We start from the raw sequence: 19552 nt of genomic DNA, 5'->3' as shown, positions 1-19552 counted from the left end.
CGCATCCGCCCGCCCCCTTGAGAGGAGCCCGCGATGAGCCACTCCCTGCCCGCCTACCGGCCGTACGCCCTGGAAGGCGACGAACTGCGCGACGCCGTCCTGCGGTACGCCACCAACCCGCTGTACCTGGACAACGAGGACTGGCAGAACCACGACAACCCCTACCGCCGCCAGCTGCGCCCGCAGGTGCTGCGGCACCTGGACTTCAGCAAGCCGCCCGCCCGGGCCGACATCCTCAACTACTCCAGCCTGGCCGCCGGGCGGCTGCTCACCAGCATCTACGAGGCCGACCTGGTCTTCCTGCCGAAGTCCGGGCTCGGCGACCGCGCCGAGGACTTCCACCGCTACTACGACCCCGGCAACCGGGCGCTGGGCGAGGCGATCCGCCCGGCGCTGGAGCGCTACGCCTTCGGCTTCCTCGACGAGGAGGTCGACGTCTCCGGCCCGTGGACCAAGGAGTCCTTCCTCGCCTACGTGGAGTCGCTGGACGCCGGTGCGGCCGCCGGGCCGTCGCGGACCGAGCAGGCGATCCTGTCGTCCACCGACCGCGAGCGCGCGGCCCGCATGTGGCTCATCCAGCTCGCGCCCGACTTCCTGTCCGAGGCGTCGCCGATGATCCGCAACGTCCTGGGCAACTACGGCGCCGCCCAGTCCGAGTGGTTCAAGATCATCATCGACGAGTACGGGTACGGCGTGCACGCCACCAAGCACAGCCGGCTGTACGAGCAGACCCTGGAGTCGGTCGGCCTCGGCTCCGACCTGCACCGGTACTGGCAGTACTACCTCAACAGCAGCCTGCTGATGAACAACTACTTCCACTACCTGGGCAAGAACCACGAGCTGTTCTTCCGCTACCTCGGCGCGCTCTACTACACCGAGTCCAGCCTCGTGGACTGGTGCCGGCACGCGGTCAGCACACTCACCGAGGTCTTCGGCGACCGCGTCGACACCACGTACTTCACCGAGCACGTGCACATCGACCAGCACCACGGGCGGATGGCGCTGGAGAAGCTGCTGCTGCCGGTGCTGGAGGAGCACGGCGAGAGCGTGATCCCCGAGATGGTCCGCGGCATCGAGGAGTACCGCGCCCTGCTGGAGGTCTCCGACCAGGACTTCGCCGCGCAGATCGCCTGGATGGACGGGCAGCCGGAGTGCCGCAAGCTGCACGCGCCGGTCCACGAGGCGATCACCAGCGGCCGGATCAACCCGCCGCTGGCCGACATCGTCGAGCCGTTCGGCGAACTGTCCAACACCCACTGCCACGACGGCGACGAGCTGTGCCACATCGTCTCCGGGACGATGAAGTTCGTCAGCGGCTTCGACTCGCACGTGATCCTGGAGGCCGGCGAAGGCGTCGTGATCCTGAAGAACCGGCTGCACGGCGCGATCATCGAGTCCGACGAGTGCGTCTACCAGATCTACTCGGTGGGGGATCACACGTCGTGCTTGTCGTGACCTTCGCCGCGACGGGCGCCGGCAACTGCGTGGAGGTCGCGGACGCCCCCTACGTGTACGCCCGCACCGCGTCCGGCGGCTTCGTGATGGGCGCCGCCTGCCCGCACCGCGGCGGCCCGCTGCACCTGGCCGACGTCTCGGCGGACGGCAGGCAGGTGCGGTGCCCCTGGCACGGCGGCCGCGTCTCGGTGGCCCGGCTGCGCCGCCAGGTGGCGTCGGTGCGGCGCGGGGGCAGCGTGACCGCGGTGTTCAGCGTGCCGCCCGGCACGCCGACCCGGGTGCGCCACGTCCCGGTGGCGGCGGCGCTGTGCGCGGCGGGCGGCGGAGGGCCGGCGTGCTGACCACCGTATCGCCGTACTTCCTGGCCACCTCGCTGCTGGTGATCGTCTCGCCGGGGCCGGACGCCGTGCTGGCGGTGCACCTGGTGCTCCGCAGCGGCCGCCGCGCCCCGGCGTTCGCGGGCGCCGCCGGCATGGTCACCGCCGGCGCGGGGCACGCCCTGCTGGCGCTGACCGGGGTGTCGGTGGTGATGCGCGGCAATCCGGCGGTGTGGACGGCGATGCGGTGGACCGGCGCGGCGGTGCTGCTGGTGTGGGGGGTGCGGGCGCTGGCCGCCGCGTGCCGGCCGGCCGGCGGCCAGGACGGCCCGGCCGGTCCTGACGGTCCTGGCGGCCCTGGCGGGCGGTTCTCGCTGCGCCGCAGCTACGGCCTGGGGCTGCTGTCCACCGGCAGCAACCCCAAGGTCGGCGTGTTCCTGCTCGCCTACCTGCCGCAGTTCGCCGGCCGGCACGACCCGGCGCAGCGCACCGTGGCGCTGCTCGCGGCGGTCTACCTGGCGCTGGCGGCCGCCTGGCTGACGGTGCTGATCGTCTCCACCGACCTGCTGCGCACCCGCGGCGCCCGGCGGCAGGAGCGCGACGCCGGGCGCCGCGGCCGATGGCGGCAGGCCGCGGAGGGGGTGCTCGGCGTACTCTTCCTCGGCTTCGCGGTGCGCCTGGCCTGGGCGGGCTGACGCCTGCCGCCGGGTGGGGCGGTCAGCTCTCCAGGTCGATCAGGAACTGCTTGGCGTGGGCGCCGCCGGCATAGCCGGTGAACTTCCCGGCGGCGCCCACCACCCGGTGGCAGGGCAGCACCACGCACAGCGGGTTGGCGCCGAGCGCGGTGCCCACCGCCCGTGCCGCGCCCGGCCGGCCGATGCCCGCGGCGAGCGCGCCGTAGGTGGTGGTGGCGCCGTAGGGGGCCAGGGCGTCCACCGCGAGGACGACCTCGCGGCGGAAGGGGGTGGCCAGCCGCATGTCCACCGGCAGCTCGAAGCCGCGGCGCCGCCCGTCGAGGTACGCGTCGAGCTGCGCCCGGGTGCGTTCCAGCACCAGCGCGGCGGCTGATCCGGCGGGGGCGGCCGCCTCGTCGGTGGTGGTGCGGCAGACCGGGGCGAGCAGCCGGAGCAGCTGCTCGGACGGGGCGAAACCGCAGTAGAGCAGGGCCTGTTCGGAGGCGGCGAGCGTGAGGCGGCCGATCGGGGTGGTGTGGCAGGCCGTCACGACGCTGTCGAGCCGGTCCGGGTTGTCGCTGGTCATCGTTCTCCTGGTGGTCGCCCGGGGGCGGTGGGAACGGTCCGCACGCGGGGGCGGTGCGGACCTGGGAAGGGCCCGGGACGTGGTCATGCCGCCGGCCGGCAGCTCTTGCACGGACGGTAGCCCGCGTGCCGGGCCTGGCTCGCGGACCGGAAGGGCACCTGGTGCCGCTCGGTGATCCGCCGGGCGTGGGCGCAGGTCGGGTGGCAGTAGATACGGGTGGTGTCGCTGCCGAGGAAGACCGTTTCCCGCCGGGCCAGTTCCGCGACCCGGTCGGCGTCGATCGCCTCCGCCGCCCGCAGCGCGGCACCGGCCGCCGTACCGTACCCGATGTCGTGCGGCAGCCCGCGCTCGTCGGTGATCCGGTAGGTGGGGACCAGGACGCTGACGGGGTTGGCGGCCAGGGCGGCGAGCACGGTGTGCGGCGGGAGGCCGCCGGCCTCCCGGGCGAGCCAGGACACCGGCCGCAACTGGCCGCGCGGCACCGTCCGTACGGCGGCGAGGACCGCGTCCACGGGCGGCGGCACCGGGCCCCACGCCAGCGGCAGCCGGGCGAACCGGCCGGTGCGCAGCGCGGTGCGCAGCCCGGGCGGCGCCTGCTCCACCGGCACCGCCGAGCGTCCGGTCCGCGCCCGGTGCGCCTCCTCGAACGCGATGGCGGCGAGCGGGCCGCCCGCACCGGACCCGAAGCTGAACTCACCGGCCGCTCCCGGCACTTCGGTACTTCCCGCGTCCAGGCCGGAGACATCCGCCGCACGACGTCCCACTGCCGAACCGAACCCGCCCGCAGGATCGGGCACTTCGCCGCCCCCCGCGTCAGGACCGGACGCATCCGCCGCACAACGTCCCACTGCCGAACCGAACCCACCCGCCCGGCCGGGCACTTCGCCGCCCCCCGCGTCCAGGCCAGGCACGTCCGCCGCGCGTCGTCCCGCTGTCGAGCCGAACCCGCCCGCAGGATCAGGCACTTGTGCACCTCCCGCGCCAGGACCGGGCACGTCCGCCGCACGGCGTTTCACTGCCGAGCCGAACCCACCCGCCGGGCGGGGCACTTGGACGCCCTCCACGACCGCGTCGAACTCACCGTCAGCCCCCGGCCGTTGCGCCCCGTACCCGCAGAGGGCCCCCGCCAGGGCGGCGCCGGTGATCACGCCCGCGCGGTGCGCCACGTACAGCGGGCCCGCCGCGGTGGGGACGGCGGTGTAGCCGTCGTAGCGCACCGGAGCGATGCCGGCCGCGCGCAGCACGCCGGCCGCGAAGCCCGCCGGGGCCGGCTCCGCCAGGCCCGCCAGCGCGCGCTCCAGGCGGTCGGCGCCCTGCTCAGGGGGCCGCTCCCCCATGCCGTTCACGGTCTCGTCACCTCCTGCGCCTGCGCCGTGTCCGGGGGCACGATGCCCCGTAGTCTCGCCAGGCCGCGCGAGACCTGGGCCTTCACCGTCCCGACCGGGCAGCCGACCACCTCGGCCGCCTCCTGGTAGCTCATGCCGATCACGTGCCGCAGCACGACCGCGGTCCGCTGCTGCTCCGGCAGTTGGAGCAGCGCGGCGGTCAGCACGCCGCGGTCCAGGGCGTTGGCCGCGCGCTCCTCCGGCCCGGGGTCGCCGTCGGGCCAGGTGGTGCACGACTCCTCCGCCGGGAAGGGCGCGACCGGGTGCCGCGTGGCGGTCCTGACGTGGTTGCGCCAGGTGTTCGCGGCGATCGCCAGCAGCCAGGAGCGCGGCCGCAGGGCCCGGCGGCGCTCCGCGGAGTACCCGCGCAGCGCGGTGTACGCCTTCAGGAACGTGTCCTGCCCCAGGTCGTCGGCGACCGCCGCCGACCCCGACACGCGCAGCAGGAAGGTGCGCACCGGGGTGGCGTGGCGTCGGACCAGCTCCACGAAGCCGCTCTCGAGATCCTCCGCCAGCAAGTCCCCGGTGCCCGCCGTCAGTTCCACCGTCGCGTCCATCGTCAGTAGAACACCGCCCGGCCGCGTTCGGTTGCCGGTGACCGGCGCGGGCCCGCGGCCCGTGGTCCGCCGGTCGGGCGGCCCGTGCCGGTGATCGGCAACCGAACGCGGCCCGCCGGTGTTTCCCTTCGGAACACCCATGGTGCCCGAAAGCGCCCACCGGCCGCCCGGCCGCCGGCACGGCCGGCGGTGACGGCGGGGACGAGGAGATCGCAGAACATGACGGACGACATCCGGACGCGCCCGGCCGCCCCTCCCGGCGGGAAGGCGCGCACCTCCGGACAGGACTTCGCCCGCCTGTGGTTCGGGCAGTCGGCCAGCCTGGTCGGCGACCAGTTCATGGTCGTGGCGCTGCCGCTGCTGTCGGTCACGGTCCTGCACACCTCCCTCGCCCGGGCCGCGCTGCTGCCGTTCGCGCTGTACGCGCCGTTCCTGCTGGTCGGCCTGCCGGCCGGGGCGGTCGTGGACCGGATGCGCCGCCGCTCGGTGATGCTGCTGTGCGACAGCGTCCAGGCCGCGACCTTCCTGGCGGTCTTCGTCTGCGCGGAGGCGCATGTGCTGTCCTTCTGGGGTTTGGCCGGGCTGGTGTTCGTCGCCGGGACGATGACGGTCTTCTTCCAGGTCGCCTGCACCTCCTACCCGCCGGCGCTGTTCACCGACGAGGCGGAGCTGCACCGCCGCAACTCGCAGCTGTACCTGTCGGATTCGGTGTCCAAGGCGGCCGGGCCGGTGGTGGCCGGCCCGGTGATCGCGTTCCTGAGCGTGGCCGGCGCGGTGGCCGCCAATGCCGCGAGCTTCCTGGTCTCGGTGCTGGCGGTGCTGTCGATCCGGCACCGGGAGCCCGCGCCCGAGCCGGCCCGGCGCAGCCGGGGCTGGCTGCGCCGGGACATCTGGGAGGGGCTGCGGTTCGTCTTCCGCCACCCCGTGCTGGAGCCGGTGCTGACCTGCGGGATGACGTACACGGTCTTCCTGACCATGGTCGAGTCGATCCTGGTGCTGTACTGCCACAGCGTGCTGGGGCTCGGCCCGGTCGGCACCGGCATCGTGGTGGGCGCCTCGGCCGCCGGCTTCCCGGTCGGCAACGCGCTGTCGGTGCGGCTGGCGGCGTGGCAGGGCGTCCCCCGCACCTGCGTGATCGGCACCGTCGTGTCGGTGACCGGGCTGATCTGCATGCCGGTGGCGGGGCACCTGCACTCGACGGTCGGCCTGGTGGCCGGCTGCGTGGTGCACTGCGTCGGCGAGGGGGCCTTCGGCCCGCTGTCGCTGACGTTGCGCCAGACCGAGACCCCGCCCGCCCTGCTCGGGCGGGTCAACGCCGTCCAGCGGTTCCTCGTGTGGGGGATGATCCCGCTCGGCAGCCTGCTCGCCTCCCTGGCGATCTCGCTGTGGAGCCTCCAGGCCGCGATGGCCATCGGCGCGGTCGGCACCGTGCTGTGCGTTCCGGTTCTGGTCCGCCGCGGCATCCGCGGCGGCATCGCCGTACGGGGTGAGCTGAGCCCCCTCCCGCAAGGCTGAGCCCCTCCCGCGGGGCCGACACACCCCGACCGCACCCCGAAGGGAAAGGCGCCATGAAGTACCCACCCGGAGCCGGCGGTCTGGCAGGTCTCGTGCGCGAGCGCCTCGCCGGAGCCGGCCGCCCGCCAGGCGAACAGTTACCGAAGGGACTCCACATGACGTACGCGCCGGGAATCGAAGAGTTCATCAACCGCAGCAATGACGCGATCCCGCTGGACTTCTACAAACTGCCCCTCGACGAGCAGCGCGCGATGTACACCGGGCTGAAGGACGTCTTCCCGTTCGAGATTCCGCCCGGCGTGACCGCCACGGAGGAAGTGATAAACGGCTGCCGTATTCGGCTGTACCGTCCGAAGGAACTCCGCGGCAGCGGGGTGGTCTGCTATATCCGGGCCGGCGGATTCGTCGTCGGGTCGCTGGACTCCCACCACAGCGTCGGCGCGGAGATCGCCGACAAGACCGGGCTGCTCGCGGCGTCGCTGGACTTCCGGCTCGCGCCCGAACACCCCTACCCGGCCCCGCTGGAGGACTGCTACGCGGCGCTGTGCGGTCTGGTGGAGAACGCCGGGCGCCTCGGCTTCGACCCGGACCGCGTGGTGCTCACCGGTGAGAGCTCCGGCGCGAACATGGCCGTCGTGCTGTGCATGATGACGCGCGACCGGCAGGGCCCGCCGCTGCGCGGCCACGCCCTGATCAGCCCCGTGCTCAACTTCGCCCGCTGGCGCACCGGCGGGGAGGACGCGCCGCTGCTGACCGGCGGCGAGATGGAGTACTACACCGCCTGCTACTGCCCCGATCCCAAGGAGGTGGAGGGCCCCTACGTCTCGCCGCTGCTGCACGGCGAGTTCCACGGCCTGCCGCCGGCGTACGTCATGGGCACCGAACTGGACTCGCTGCTGGTCGACTCCGAGCAGTACGCCGAGCGGCTGCGCGAGCACGGCACGCCGGTCACCCTCGTCGTGGAGCCCGGTCTGGTGCACTCCTCGATCCGGGCCCGCGGCCTGAGCCCGCAGGCGGCCGACGCCTGGCGGCGGTTCTGCGCCCACGCGGCGCGCCTGGCCGGGGAGAGCGCGGCGTGAAGGTGGCGGTGGTCGTCGACCCGTACTCCTCCGGGAACATGTTCGCCCCCGCCTTCCGCGCCGCCGGGTTCACGCCGGTGGCGGTCACCTCCGCGCCGAAGCCGTCGGCGGTCTACGCGCCGTCCTACCGGCCCGGGGACTTCGCCTCGGTGGTCACCCACGACGGGGACCTGGCGGCGACCCGCGCGGCCGTGGCCGCGCTCGACCCGGTGTGTGTGGTGGCCGGCACCGAGAGCGGGGTGGCCCTCGCCGACCGGCTCGCGCCGCTGATCACCCCCGGGCGGGCCAACGACGCGGCGTCGGCGCGGGTGCGCCGCCACAAGGGCGCGATGCGCGAGGCGCTGGTCGCGGCCGGGGTGCCCGCGGTCCGGCAGATCTGCACCGACTCCGCGGACGCGGTCGCCGGCTGGCTGCGCGCGCAGCACCTGGAGGGCGCCGACCTCGTGGTCAAGCCGCCGACGAGCGCCGGGACCGACGGGGTGACCCTGGTGCCGGCCGGCGCCGACTGGCGGCCGGTCTTCGACGGGCTGCTGCACCGCAGGAACAAGCTGGACCTCGTCAACGACCAGGTCCTGGTCCAGGAGCGGCTGGTCGGCACCGAGTACGTCGTCGACACCTTCAGCCACGACGGGGTGCACACGGTGGTCAACCTGTGCGCGTACGGCAAGCGCGGGGTGGTCTACGAGAGCCTGGAGTGGCTGCCGTACGACCTCGACCGCTACGGGGAGCTGATCCGCTACACCCGCGACGCGCTGGATGCCCTGGGGGTGCGGTTCGGCGCCGCGCACTCCGAGGTGATGATGACCGCCGCCGGGCCGCGGCTGATCGAGACCGGGGTGCGGCTGCACGGCGGCGGGCAGCCGCGCTTCTGCCGGGTCGCGACCGGCGACAGCCAGGTGGACCGCACCGTGCGGTACTGCGCGGGCGAGGAGGTTCCCGACGCCTTCGAGCTGCGGCAGCACCTGATGGTGGTGTTCCTGATCAGTCGGGCCACCGGGGTCGTCCGCAACGTGCGGGAGGTCGTCGACCGGATCGGCGCGCTGCCCAGCCACCACCACACGTCGGTGCCGCTGCGCGACGGCGACCGGGTGACGGCCACGCACGACCTGTTCTCCACCCTCGCCCTGGGGTTCGTGGTCCTCGCCCACCCCGACCCGGCCCGGATACGCGCCGACCACGCCGCCGTGCGGGCCCTGGAGGCCGAACTGACCGTGGAGCCCGAACCGGCCGTGGCGTCCGAAACGGCCCTGGCGTCCGAACCGACCCTGGAGGAAGCATGATCGACCACCCCGCCGGCCGCCACCACGAGGTGCGCGGGCACCGCCTGTGGGTGGAGTCGGAAGGCGACGGCGACCCGGTGCTGCTGCTGGCCGGGCTCGGCCCGGCCGGCTCCCACGTGGTCTTCCACCCCTTCTTCTCCGCCCTCGCCGCGGACCACCGCGTGCTGTACCTCGACCTGTACGGGCGGGGCCGCTCGGACGCGCCCGAGGACCTGGCGCAGATCACGTTCGCGGAGGACGTCGCCGACGTCGCCGCGCTGATCGGGGAACTGCGCGCCGGCCCGCTGCACCTGTACGGCTTCTCCTACGGCGGCCTGGTCGCCCAGGCGCTCGCGCTGGACCACCCGGCGCTGGTGCGGACCCTCACCCTGGCCAACACCCTGCACAGCCCGGAGATGTGGCAGCTCAACCACGCCAACATCAACCGGGAGATCGCGGCGCAGTACCCCGAGACGTGGGAGCGGATCACCGCCCTCCACGACCAGGGCGTACCCTCCACCGACCCGCGCCTCCAGGCGGAGTTCGCGGTGGCGACGCCCCTGGTGCGGTTCTATGACCCCGACCACGCGGGGCTGCTCGCCACCGAGCCGGGGGCCCGCAACACCGCCCTGTACCCGCTGTTCTGCGGCGCGGACGTGGACTTCACCGTCGGCGGCCAGGTGGCGGCCATCCCGGACTTCCGGCCGCGGCTGCGCGAGTTGACCGTGCCCGCGATGGTGCTCGCCGGCCGCTACGACCGCGCGCTGTACCCGCGGTTGCAGCGGGACTTCGCCCGCCACGCGCCCGGGATCGACTTCCGGATGCTGGAGCGCAGCGGCGCCTTCGGGCACGTGGAGGAGCCGGCGGTGGTGCACGCGCTGCTGCGCGACTTCTGGAAGGGGCGCTGAGCGTGGCGCCGGAGGTGGTCGGCTCGGTCGCGCTGCTGCGCCGCTTCCCGGTCAAGTCGATGCTGGGCGAGCGCCTTCCGTCCCTGGTGTTCGACGAGCGGGGGGTGGCCGGCGACCGGCTGTGGGCGGTGCGCTTCGCCGACGGCAAGCACGGCGCGGGCAAGCACACCCCGCGGTTCCGGACGGTGGAGGGCCTGCGGTACTTCTCCGCCTGCTACGAGGAGGGCGGCGAGCCGGACGGGCAGGCCGGGCCCGGCGCGGCGGTGCCGTGCGTGGTCTTCCCCGACGGCACCCGCCGGCGGGGCGACGCGGACGGCATCCACCGGGCGCTGTCCGACGCGCTCGGCCGGGAGGTGACCCTCGCCCGGGAGGCGGGGGTCTCCCTGCTGGACGCGGGCCCGGGCATCGTGCACCTGCTGACGACGGCGACGGTGGCGTACGTACGCGGCCTGCTGGCCGGTTCGGACGTCGACGAGCGGCGCTTCCGGCCGAACCTGCTGCTGGACGTGGACGATCCGCCCGGGCCGGTGGAGGACGCGTGGGTCGGCCGGTCGCTCTCCATCGGCACGGCGCGGTTCACGGTCGTGGAACCCACCGAGCGGTGCGTGATGGTCAACCACGACCGGGACGGCATGCCCTACGACGGCCGCATCCTCAAGGCCCTCTACCGCGCGACGGCCATGCACGCGGGCGTCTACGCCAAGGTCGTCACCCCCGGCACCGTCCGCGCGGGCGACAAGGCGTGGCTGTCCGCGTAAGGGCCCCGGCCCGGCTTTCTCCGCCTCGGGGGCGTCACTCCCGGCGCCACAGCAGCCACATCAGGTGGACGCCCCCGAGCGCTCACCGGGCAGGCCGACGCGCTGCTCACGCGGGGCATCGTGCCGGTCGCCTCGACCCGCGGCGACGGCGCCGACCTCGTCCCCGCCTACCTGGAGAAGGGCTTCCCGCAGGACGCGCGGCAGCCGGCGTCGGTGGCCGTCGACGACGACGTCTTCTCCCTCGGCGCCGGCCCCGCCGCCGCGCCGGCAGCTGAGCCCGGCCGGGCCGGCTGGCGCGCAACTGCCCGACTGGCGGCGGTAGTTGCAGGTGAACCGAGGGGCAGCGTTTCCCCGCGGCACCCTTTCCGTTCGCTTTGCGCGGCTACCGTCCCAGGCGGCCCGGTCCGGCACAGGAGAGGCGCACCATCGATGAGCACCCCGCTCCACCGCATACCCGCACGTCAGCCCGGGGCGCCGGTGTCCTGGGACCGGCGGCGGCAGGACGGCGGCCGGCCGGCAGCCCTGCCGGGCAACGCGGCGCAGCGCGCACTGCTGGAGATCCAGTCCCGCGCCGGCAACCGCGCCGCGGTGGCGGCGGTGCAGCGCGCCCGCACCGGCGGCCCGGCCCCGGCCGACGGCGCCGCGCCCGCCGCGGCCGCCCGGCCGCACCGGTACCGGGAGCGGATCACCGAGATCCTCGACAAGCTGAAGAAGAACTTCGAGTTCCTCGACACCTTCGTCAAGAACGTGCAGGTGCCGGCGAACGCGGGCTTCTCCCAGCACGCCGCCGCCACCGTCGACGACGGCCTGAAGCACAACGCGGCGTCCTCGGGCGGCGCGGCCGGCGCGGAGAGCATGGTCGCCGAGGGCATCGGCGCGGCGCTCAACGGCCTGGAGGCGTCCAAGGCACGGCAGGACCTGAAGAAGCACCGGACCGGGGCGGCCCACCACGGGGCGGCCAAGAAGTTCCGGTCGAAGGCGTCGGAGGCGGTCATCAACGCGGCCAGTTCCGCGGCCAACGCGCTGAGTTCCGCCAAGGAGCTGACCAAGGCCGAGCACGCGCTGCACGCCGCGAGCGTGGCCGAGGCCGGCGGCATCGGCTCCGGCGTCATGGGCGCGGTCAAGGGGGCGCGCGCGGCGCGCCGCACCGGGCTGACGGCCCGCAAGTACCGCGCCCTGAAGAAGATCGAGAAGCCCGCGCGGACCCCCGACGAGGCGCTGGCGCAGCTCAGCCAGGCGAAGCAGAACGCCGAGTGGGCCGCGGCCGAGGCGTACGTCGCGCTGGACGCCCAGTGGGACGTGGGCGGCGACGACCTGGCGGACCGGCTGGGCGACGCCATCGACACCGCCTGGGGGGCGATGGGCGACGCGCGCGACGCCGCCCGGGACTACCAGCGGGCCCAGGACGTCAACACCATGGACGACGTGCTCTCCTACGCCAAGGGCAAGCAGCGCCACAAGTTCGGCAAGCAGGCGCTGACCGCGGTCGGCGAGTCCACCAAGGCCGCCGGCGGCATCGTGACCGCGGTCGCGGCGACCGCGGGCGGCGCGGGCCTGGCGAGCAACCCGGTCGGCTGGGGCCTGGCCGCGGGCGCGGCCGGGCTGATCCTCGGGGTGACCGCCTACAAGGCGGGCCGGGCGGGCAAGAAGCGGTACGACGGGGCGCGGCACCCCGAGCGCTGGGCGGAGGAGGGTGCTCGGACGGCGGCGCCCGCCTCCCGCGAGGACGCCCTGAAGGAGGCGCTGAAGTTCTGGAAGAAGGTGACGGGCGGCGAGCGCCAGGCCATGGCGCGGAAGATCTACGCCCTGGCGGCGGGCCCGCAGATCCGGGGCAGCGGCGACACCGCGCCGGAGATGCGGGCGTCGGCGAGGTCCTTGCTGGTCGCCCTGAAGGCGGGCCCGGCCGACCAGAAGCTGGACCCGGACGCGTGGGCGCAGACCCTCGACGACCCGGCGAAGACCGCCGCCTGGATCAAGGAGATCGGCGAGCAGCTGTCCTCGGCGTGACCTCGCGTCTTGGGAAGGTCCGGACGCCGCCGGGCGCGTCCGGGCCCGGCGGCGTCCGGGCCCGGGGGCGTCCGGGCCAATGCTCAGGCCGTCGGCACGTCCTCGGTCGTGCCGTCGGGGAAGACGACCCGGACGGCGCCGTCGGCGGTGCGGACGGCGCTCGCCCCGGTGTGCTGCGGTTGCGGCCCGCCGTGGAGGCCGGGGTCGGCGCTGAGGACCACCAGCGTGGCCAGCAGGCGGGTGCCGCCGGGGTGGCGCGCGGTCAGCAGCGGCGTCGCCGAGTGGCGGCCGTAGGCGTTGTGGCCCACGGCGGTGGCGACAGACCCCTGGCCGCCGGGCGGTTCGCCGTCCCAGCCGAGCAGGCCGACGAGCAGGCTGGTCAGGCCGTCGCGGCGGCGGGCGAGCGCCCAGCCGGGGCCGGCCTGCGCGACGGGCGGCGCGGTGTCGTCGGCCACGGCCCAGCCGCCTTCACGCAGGTGCGCGCCTGCGGGCGCCTCGACCCGGTGGACCCGTACCTCCCAGGGGCCGTGGGCGACGCTGACGGTGGTGATGCGGGCGTGCTCGCCGTTGTCCGCGGACGGGCGGGTGTGCCAGGAACCGGCACGCCGGCCCTCGGTGAAGAGGCGGTGGATACGGCCGCGGGCGAAGCGGCCGGGCGCGTCGAGCAGGGTGATCTGGTTGTCGGGGCCGGCGGCCGTGTCGTCGGGGGGTGTGTCGGGCGCGGTGGCCGTGGAGTACGCGAAGCGGTTGTAGTGCGGGTCGTCCTGGATCGCGGAGGTCGGCGACTGGTGGTCGCTGCCGTGGTTGACCAGGCGGACGATGCCGTCGGCGGCGGTGGAGTGCAGCAGCCAGCCCGGGCCGGGCAGGGCGAGGTGGCGGTCCGCGGTCTCGACCGGGCCGGGCTCCTCCGGCGCGGTCCACACCGGGTGGTCGGCGGGCAGCAGCAGGCCGAGGAACGCCTTGTTCGCCCAGTACGGCGAGGCGGGGCCGGAGTAGGGCTGGGTGACAGGGAGGTAGGGGCCGTACCAGCCCAGCCGCAGCAGCCCTTCCGCGTCGGGCACACCGTGGTCGGCGAAGTGCTTCAGCGTCCCGGAGGCCAGCCGGCGGGTACGGCCGGGAGGCAGCGGGGTGGCGTCGGCCAGTACCCCGGCCCACAGCGGGGCGGCCGCGGCGAACCGGTAGGTCAGGGAGCGGCCCTGGTGGACGGGAGCGCCGTCGGCGCCGAAGAAGTACTGATGGTCTTCGAGGAAGCGGCGCAGCCGTTCGCGGTGGGCGGCGACCAGCATGCCGTCGGCGCGCGGCCCGGCGATGCGGGCCCACAGCACGGGGTACAGGTGCAGGGTCCAGGCGTTGTAGTAGTCGAACTTCTGGCCGTCGCCGTCGGTGTACCAGCCGTCGCCGCGGTACCAGTCGTCGAGGCGGGACAGGCCGGCGTCGATCTCGGCGCGGCGGTGCGGGGCGCCGACGGAGGCGAGGAACTCCTCGGTGACGACCTGGAAGAGCCGCCAGTTGGAGTCGTTGGGCTTGGCGCCGACGAATCCGCCCAGCCAGGCGGCGGTGCGCTGGCGGACCGGTTCGGGCAGGGCGTCCCAGATCCACGGGCGGGTCTCGTGCAGGGCGATGGCGATCGCGGCGGCCTCGACCATGGACTGGGCGCGGTCGGTGACGGGGGGCCAGTGCTCGGGGTCGGCGGGGTCGGTGCCGGCGGCCAGGCCCGCGGCGTAGCGTGCGATGAGGTCCTGGATGTGGGTGGTACCGGGCTGGTCCTGCCCGGCGGCGCCGGCGATGCGGCAGGCGGCGAGGGTGAAGGACCGGGCGTAGCCTTCGAGCCCGTCCGACCAGGCGCCGGAGTGGCTGGCGCGGCCCGGGAGCCGGTACTGCGCCCGGTGGGGTGAGGCGTACGGGAGCAGTGCGGCCAGCATGCGGTCGGCGGCCGCCTCCCAGTGGGCGCGGGTGTAGCCGGTGTACGGCGACAGGCCCGGGTCCAGGGGCGGTTGCTGGGGGGAGTCGGCCAGGAGGTGCGGCGCGGTCATGCCGGTTCGGGCCCTTTCATGGGGTGCGCTCCGGTGGGGGCGCGGCGACGCTTTCGCGTACGACGATGTGTGTGCCGAGCACGTGGTGGGTGCTCGGGGAGTCCTCGGGCGAGCGCAGGGCGATGCGCACGGCCTCGCGGCCCAGTTCCTCGGCGGGGGTGCGGACCGTGGTGAGCGGCGGGTTGAAGTCGGCGGCCAGCGGGATGTCGTTGTAGCCGACGACGGAGATGTCGTCGGGGACGCGCAGGCCGGCGTCGGCGATGGCGCGCAGGGCGCCGGCGGCGACCATGTCGTCCCCGGCGAAGACGGCGGTGAAGTGCGGTCCCGCCTTGAGGAGTTCGGCCATGGCGCGCTGTCCGTTGGCGCGGCCGAGGCCGCAGTCGACCACGTGCGCGGCCTGCGCGGGCAGCCGGTGCTCGGCCAGCGCGGCGCGGTAGCCGGCGACGCGGGCGTCCAGCGCGGTGTTGCCGGGCAGGCCGCCGAGGAAGACGATTCTGCGGTGGCCGGCGGACAGCAGGTGGCTGGTGATCGCACGGGCGCCGGCCTCGTTGTCGAAGTCGACGACCAGGGCGGGGATGTCGGGGCTGGGGGCCGGGCGCCCGCACAGCACGAGCCGGGCGCCGGCGCCGTCCAGGGCGTGGGCGTACTGGGCGACGCGCTCGCGGTAGTCGTCGTCCTCGACGACGCCGCCGACCAGGACCACCAGCCGGGCGCCCTCCTCGCGCATCAGCTGCATGAAGGCGAGTTCGCGCTGCGGCTCGCCGCCGGTCTGGCCGACCAGGCACAGCCAGCCGTGGGCGGCCGCCTCGGCCTCGACGCCTTCGGCGACGTGCGCGTAGAAGGGGCTGGTGACCTGGCGGACGAGGACGGCGACCATCTTGCGGCCGCCGCCGACCAGCGCGCGGGCGTGGGCGTTGGCGACGTAGTCCAGGGCCTGGGCGGCTCGCATCACCTTCGCCCGGGTCGCCTGCGGCACGGGGTAGTTGCCGCTGAGCACCCGGGAGGCGGTGGCGACCGACACTCCCGCCCGCTGCGCCACGTCCCGGATGGTGACCCGTCGATTCGCCGCCATGCTGCTCCTGCCTCTTCCCCGCGCTGCCGTGTACGCCATTGCCGCCTCACGTGTTCGAGGCGTGTTCCTTGGCGTATTCGTCCGCCATTCTGTCGCCGCCTCCCGAGCGCCACTTGCTGATCGCGCCGTCCAGCGCGGACAGCGGCTCGCGGCCGGCGATGACGGAGGTGATGGTGTCGTCCATGTCGGCTTTGAGCGTGGTGCCCTGGGAGTTGAAGGTGGCGGACTGGAGTCCGTAGGAGGCGTCGCGGATGGCGACCGGCACCACCTTCTGCTGCCAGGCGTGCAGGGCCTTGGTCGCGTCGGGGAAGCCGGGCAGGAACAGCACCTGGGGGCCCTCGGCGAGGTAGCGGAAGGGCAGGTTGGTGATGTTCTCGACCTGGCCGAGCTTGGTGGGCAGCGGGGAGCCGTCCTTGCCGCGGGTGAAGTGGACGCCCTCCACGCCGTAGTGGGTGAGTTCGTACTCCTTGGTGCCGAACGGGGCGGCGAGGTAGTCCAGGACGCGCAGCAGCAGCTGGATGCGCTCCTTGCCCGCCTTCTTCAGGATGGTGTAGCCGAAGGAGCGGCGGGCGGCGACGATGCCGCCGGGGGTGCCGTCCACGCTGTAGGGCAGCGCGGGTGCCGGGGTGAGCAGGCCCTTGGAGTCGGGGTACACGGCCGTGTAGTTGCCGAAGCCGTTCTGGAGGGAGCCGATGGTGCCGTTCAGCATCAGGGTGTAGGCGTCGGAGGTGGACAGGGACGTGGAGTCGGGGTGGTAGTAGCCGCTCTTGCGCAGCTGCGCCTGGTAGGCGACGGCGGCCTTGAAGCGCTCGTCGGCGTAGCCGGCGTGGAAGGCGCCCTTGGCGTCCACCGCCCAGCCCTGCGGCACGTTGTGGGCCGCGGAGTGCACGTTGTAGTTGAAGTCGGAGCCCTTCGCCGAACCGAGGGCGTACTTCTTGCCGCTGGTGGCCTTCTTCGCCACGGCGGTGAAGTCGTTCGACGTCCAGCCGTCCTGCATCCCGGCGGCGGTGAACTCGCCCTGGTTGATCCACAGGGTCGAGCCGGGTACGGGCCGCTCCAGCGGGATGCCGTAGATCCGGCCGCTGATCCGGCCCATGTCGTGCCATGCCTGGGCGGGGATGCCGGCGAGGTTGGGGTAGGCTCTGACGGCGTCGCCGGACAGGTACGGGGTCAGGTCCTCGGCGCGGGCCTGCACGAACTGCGCCTCCCGGGGCAGGACGAACCCGGAGAACATGTTGATGATGTCCGGCAGCGAGCCGCTGTCCTGGGCCATCACCGTGGCCATCTTGGCCTGGTAGTCGTCCGTCGGGATGACCGTGTACTCGATCTTCACCCCGAGGGCCTTCTCCACGGCCTTCCAGTACTGGTTGCCCGCCTCGGACTTGGGCGGGGTGCCGAAGGTGACGGACATGACCTTGATGGTCGACCCGTCGCCGGGGGTGCGGGCCACGGAGCTGGTCAGGTTCGACGGGTAGGCGGTGAAGCCGGCCTGGACGCCCGCGGAGGTCGGAGCGAGGTCCGGGGTGGGGCCGGCCGCCGGGCGGTAGGTGGGCCAGGGCGCCAGCTTCTTGCCGACGTTGGAGACGTTGCCGCCGGCGGCGTCGGAGGAGGTGCAGGCCGACAGCAGTCCGGGGACGGACACCGCGGCGCCGCCGGCGGCGATGGAGCGCAGCAGGGTGCGCCGGGACATTCTGGGCATGGGAGGTGGCCTTTCGGGTCGGTGCGGCCGAGCGGGTGGCGGGCGGTTGCCGGGCGGGTGCCGGGCCGGTGCTGAGCAGGTACCGGGCAGGAGGTCAGCTCTTGATGGCGCCGGTGAGCACGCCCTTGGTGAAGTACTTCTGGAGGAAGGGGTAGGCCAGCAGGATCGGCACGGTGGCGAGCACCACGACTGCCATCTGGATCGTCTGCGGCGCGTTGACCGTGCCGTCGCCCAGCGTCTGGTCGGTCAGGCCGGTGCCGGCCACGACATAGGTGCGCAGCACCTGCTGGAGCGGCCAGTGGTCGCTGTTGAGGTACAGCGAGGCGTAGAACCAGGAGTTCCAGTACGACACGGCGTAGAACAGCCCGACGACGGCGAGCGCGGCCTTGGACAGCGGCAGCACGATCGTCCACAGCACCCGCAGGTCGCCGGCCCCGTCGAGCCGGGCGGCCTCGTACAGTTCCTCGGGGATGCCCTGGAAGAAGCCGCGCAGCACGATCAGGTTGAAGACGTTGACCAGCAGCGGAAGGATCAGCGAGGAGTAGCTGTTGAGCAGGCCCAGGTTCTTCACGAGCAGGAAGCTGGGGATCATGCCGGGCGGGAAGAGGAAGGTGAACAGGATCAGCAGCAGCACCGGCCGCCCGCCGATGACCTTGGGGCGGGCCAGCGCGTAGGCCAGGCCCACCGTGCACAGCAGGCTCAGCGCGGTGCCGATGACGGTGACGCCGATGCTGACGGCCAGGGCGTGGGTGACGATGCCGCCCTGGAGGATGTCGTGGTAGGCCTTGAGGTTCGGGTGCTGGGGCCACAGCACCCAGCCGCCGTTCGCGACGACCTCCCGCTGCGAGGCGAGCGAGGTGGACACCACCACGAGGAAGGGCACGCAGACCAGGGCCACGACCACCACGAGGGCCACGGCCTTCGCGGACTGGGTGACGGGCTTCGGCTTCTCCATCCAGCCCGGCCGGACGTTCGCGCTCACTTGTAGACCCCCTGTTCGCCCAGCCGGTGGGCGATCTTGTTCGCCGCGTAGACCAGGACGGCGCCGACCACGCCCTTGAACAGGCCCGCGGCGACGGCCAGTCCGTAGTCGCCGCCCACGATGCCCTTGTAGTAGACGAAGGTGTCGATGACCTCCGCGGCCTGCGGGCCGACCGCGTCGCGCTGGAGCAGCATCTGCTCGAAGCCGACCGAGAGGATGTCGCCCAGCCGCATGATGAGCAGCAGCACCACCACCGGGCGGATCGCGGGCAGGGTGACGTGCCAGAAGCGGCGCCACGGGCCGGCCCCGTCGATCGCGGACGCCTCGTACAGCTGCTCGTCGACCTGGGAGAGCGCGGCGAGGAAGATGATGGTGCCCCAGCCGGTGTCCTTCCAGATCACCTGGGCGATCAGCAGCGGCTTGAACGCGTCGGGGTTCCCGATGATGTCGACGGTGTGCAGGCCCGCGTCGCCGAGGTAGCCGTTGAGCATCCCGGTGCCGCCCAGCACCTGCTGGAACATCGCCACCACGATCACCCACGAGATGAAGTGCGGCAGGTACACCACCGACTGCACGAACCGCCGCACCGTGCTCCACGTCAGGCTGTGCAGCAGCAGCGCGAGCGCCAGGGGGACGGGGAAGTAGAAGACCAGCTGGAGCAGCGCGATCCAGGCGGTGTTGAAGACCGCGTGCCAGAACGCGTCGTCCTGGAAGAGCTGCTGGAAGTTGGTGACGCCGTTCCACGGACTGCCCCACAGGCCGGCGAAGGGCACGTAGTCCTTGAACGCGACCACGTTGACGACCAGGGCCCCGTACTGGAACACCAGGAAGTAGGCGAGCCCCGGCACCATCAGGGCAAGCAGCGCCCAACTGCGCCGCTTGCGAAAACCTTTTCGTTCCGTCGGAGCCCCCGGCGTACGACCACGACCGTCCTCGGACGCCGTCTTTCCAGGGAGCTCCCGTATCAGCGCCGCCACGGCGCCTCCTCACCATCGGGTGCTGGGTGAGCGGTAGTTAAAACGTTTCCACACCTGGCGTCAACGGTTCTGACACACATCGCCGATATCCTCGGCGGCCGCGCGCACGGTTTGTCATGAGTTGACGCGTTATCAGCACTGAATCGGTTCATGCCGTATCGAGCCGGGAGCCGGTTCCGACCGCCGTCGGACGCCCGGCGCCCACCGGCCGCCGGGCCCACCGCGACCGCCGAGCGGGATTATCCCGCCGCGGCAGGCCCGGAGAGCCCGGAGAAGGCCAGTTCAGAGC

Annotated in this window: 17 protein-coding genes; 9 read left to right on the top strand and 8 right to left on the bottom strand. The window is 73.5% G+C overall.

Annotation, left to right across the window (positions count from 1 at the left end; all coding sequences use genetic code 11):
- Positions 1-33 precede the first annotated feature (33 nt).
- From AC3EVP_RS06450 to AC3EVP_RS06440, 3 genes are read left to right on the top strand one after another with little or no spacing between them, the layout of a single operon-like run.
- The gene (locus tag AC3EVP_RS06450; RefSeq protein WP_435127057.1) at positions 34-1455 is read left to right on the top strand and encodes an iron-containing redox enzyme family protein; all 1422 of its coding nucleotides are present in this window, start codon (positions 34-36) and stop codon (positions 1453-1455) included.
- Positions 1443-1796, top strand: coding sequence for a Rieske 2Fe-2S domain-containing protein (locus AC3EVP_RS06445; RefSeq protein ID WP_335972417.1), 354 nt, complete (start codon positions 1443-1445; stop codon positions 1794-1796). Before AC3EVP_RS06450 ends, AC3EVP_RS06445 begins: the two co-directional genes overlap by 13 nt.
- Positions 1790-2467 carry a LysE family translocator gene (locus tag AC3EVP_RS06440; protein WP_435127054.1) on the top strand — a complete coding sequence of 226 codons (678 nt, stop codon included), beginning with the start codon at positions 1790-1792 and terminating at the stop codon, positions 2465-2467. The genes AC3EVP_RS06445 and AC3EVP_RS06440 overlap by 7 nt, the downstream gene beginning before the upstream one ends.
- A 22-nt stretch (positions 2468-2489) precedes the next feature.
- On the opposite strand, the gene AC3EVP_RS06435 is transcribed toward AC3EVP_RS06440, so the two are convergent.
- From AC3EVP_RS06435 to AC3EVP_RS06425, 3 genes are all read right to left on the bottom strand, one after another.
- Positions 2490-3032 carry a methylated-DNA--[protein]-cysteine S-methyltransferase gene (locus tag AC3EVP_RS06435; protein ID WP_435127052.1) on the bottom strand — a complete coding sequence of 181 codons (543 nt, stop codon included), beginning with the start codon at positions 3030-3032 and terminating at the stop codon, positions 2490-2492.
- Positions 3033-3115: 83 nt separating this feature from the next.
- Positions 3116-4369, bottom strand: coding sequence for an Ada metal-binding domain-containing protein (locus AC3EVP_RS06430; protein ID WP_435127380.1), 1254 nt, complete (start codon positions 4367-4369; stop codon positions 3116-3118).
- A 5-nt stretch (positions 4370-4374) separates the two neighbouring features.
- Positions 4375-4974, bottom strand: a complete 600-nt coding sequence (locus tag AC3EVP_RS06425) for an RNA polymerase sigma factor (RefSeq protein ID WP_335972420.1) — start codon at positions 4972-4974, stop codon at positions 4375-4377.
- A gap of 219 nt (positions 4975-5193) precedes the next feature.
- Here AC3EVP_RS06425 and AC3EVP_RS06420 point away from each other — a divergent pair, with 219 nt between their 5' ends.
- The 6 genes from AC3EVP_RS06420 to AC3EVP_RS06395 all read left to right on the top strand — a co-directional run bounded on the left by AC3EVP_RS06420 (position 5194) and on the right by AC3EVP_RS06395 (position 12500).
- Positions 5194-6489, top strand: a complete 1296-nt coding sequence (locus tag AC3EVP_RS06420) for an MFS transporter (RefSeq protein ID WP_435127049.1) — start codon at positions 5194-5196, stop codon at positions 6487-6489.
- A 155-nt stretch (positions 6490-6644) separates the two neighbouring features.
- Entirely contained in the window at positions 6645-7568 is a 924-nt protein-coding gene (locus AC3EVP_RS06415) for an alpha/beta hydrolase (protein WP_335972422.1), read from the top strand.
- Positions 7565-8848, top strand: a complete 1284-nt coding sequence (locus tag AC3EVP_RS06410) for an ATP-grasp domain-containing protein (RefSeq protein WP_435127047.1) — start codon at positions 7565-7567, stop codon at positions 8846-8848. Before AC3EVP_RS06415 ends, AC3EVP_RS06410 begins: the two co-directional genes overlap by 4 nt.
- Positions 8845-9735, top strand: coding sequence for an alpha/beta fold hydrolase (locus AC3EVP_RS06405; protein WP_435127045.1), 891 nt, complete (start codon positions 8845-8847; stop codon positions 9733-9735). The genes AC3EVP_RS06410 and AC3EVP_RS06405 overlap by 4 nt, the downstream gene beginning before the upstream one ends.
- A gap of 2 nt (positions 9736-9737) precedes the next feature.
- On the top strand, positions 9738-10493 hold the full coding sequence (locus AC3EVP_RS06400) for an MOSC domain-containing protein (protein ID WP_435127043.1): 756 nt from the start codon (positions 9738-9740) through the stop codon (positions 10491-10493).
- A 429-nt stretch (positions 10494-10922) separates the two neighbouring features.
- Positions 10923-12500, top strand: a complete 1578-nt coding sequence (locus AC3EVP_RS06395; RefSeq protein ID WP_435127041.1) for a hypothetical protein — start codon at positions 10923-10925, stop codon at positions 12498-12500.
- Between the two features lie 83 nt (positions 12501-12583).
- Here the strand turns inward: AC3EVP_RS06395 and AC3EVP_RS06390 are convergent, their stop codons facing one another.
- From AC3EVP_RS06390 to AC3EVP_RS06370, 5 genes are all read right to left on the bottom strand, one after another.
- Positions 12584-14533 carry a DUF2264 domain-containing protein gene (locus tag AC3EVP_RS06390; RefSeq protein WP_435127039.1) on the bottom strand — a complete coding sequence of 650 codons (1950 nt, stop codon included), beginning with the start codon at positions 14531-14533 and terminating at the stop codon, positions 12584-12586.
- 16 nt (positions 14534-14549) lie between these two features.
- A complete protein-coding gene (locus tag AC3EVP_RS06385; protein ID WP_435127037.1) occupies positions 14550-15605 on the bottom strand; it encodes a LacI family DNA-binding transcriptional regulator in 1056 nt (351 codons plus the stop codon).
- A 46-nt stretch (positions 15606-15651) separates the two neighbouring features.
- On the bottom strand, positions 15652-17304 hold the full coding sequence (locus tag AC3EVP_RS06380) for an extracellular solute-binding protein (RefSeq protein WP_435127035.1): 1653 nt from the start codon (positions 17302-17304) through the stop codon (positions 15652-15654).
- A gap of 94 nt (positions 17305-17398) precedes the next feature.
- Positions 17399-18286 (bottom strand): carbohydrate ABC transporter permease, encoded by an 888-nt coding sequence (locus AC3EVP_RS06375; RefSeq protein ID WP_435127033.1) that lies wholly within the window; start codon positions 18284-18286, stop codon positions 17399-17401.
- Positions 18283-19137, bottom strand: a complete 855-nt coding sequence (locus AC3EVP_RS06370) for an ABC transporter permease (RefSeq protein WP_435127031.1) — start codon at positions 19135-19137, stop codon at positions 18283-18285. The genes AC3EVP_RS06375 and AC3EVP_RS06370 overlap by 4 nt, the downstream gene beginning before the upstream one ends.
- Positions 19138-19552 lie beyond the last annotated feature (415 nt).

It is taken from the genome of Actinacidiphila sp. bgisy144 (assembly GCF_057708105.1).
This window is presented reverse-complemented; position numbering and strand designations above follow the sequence as displayed.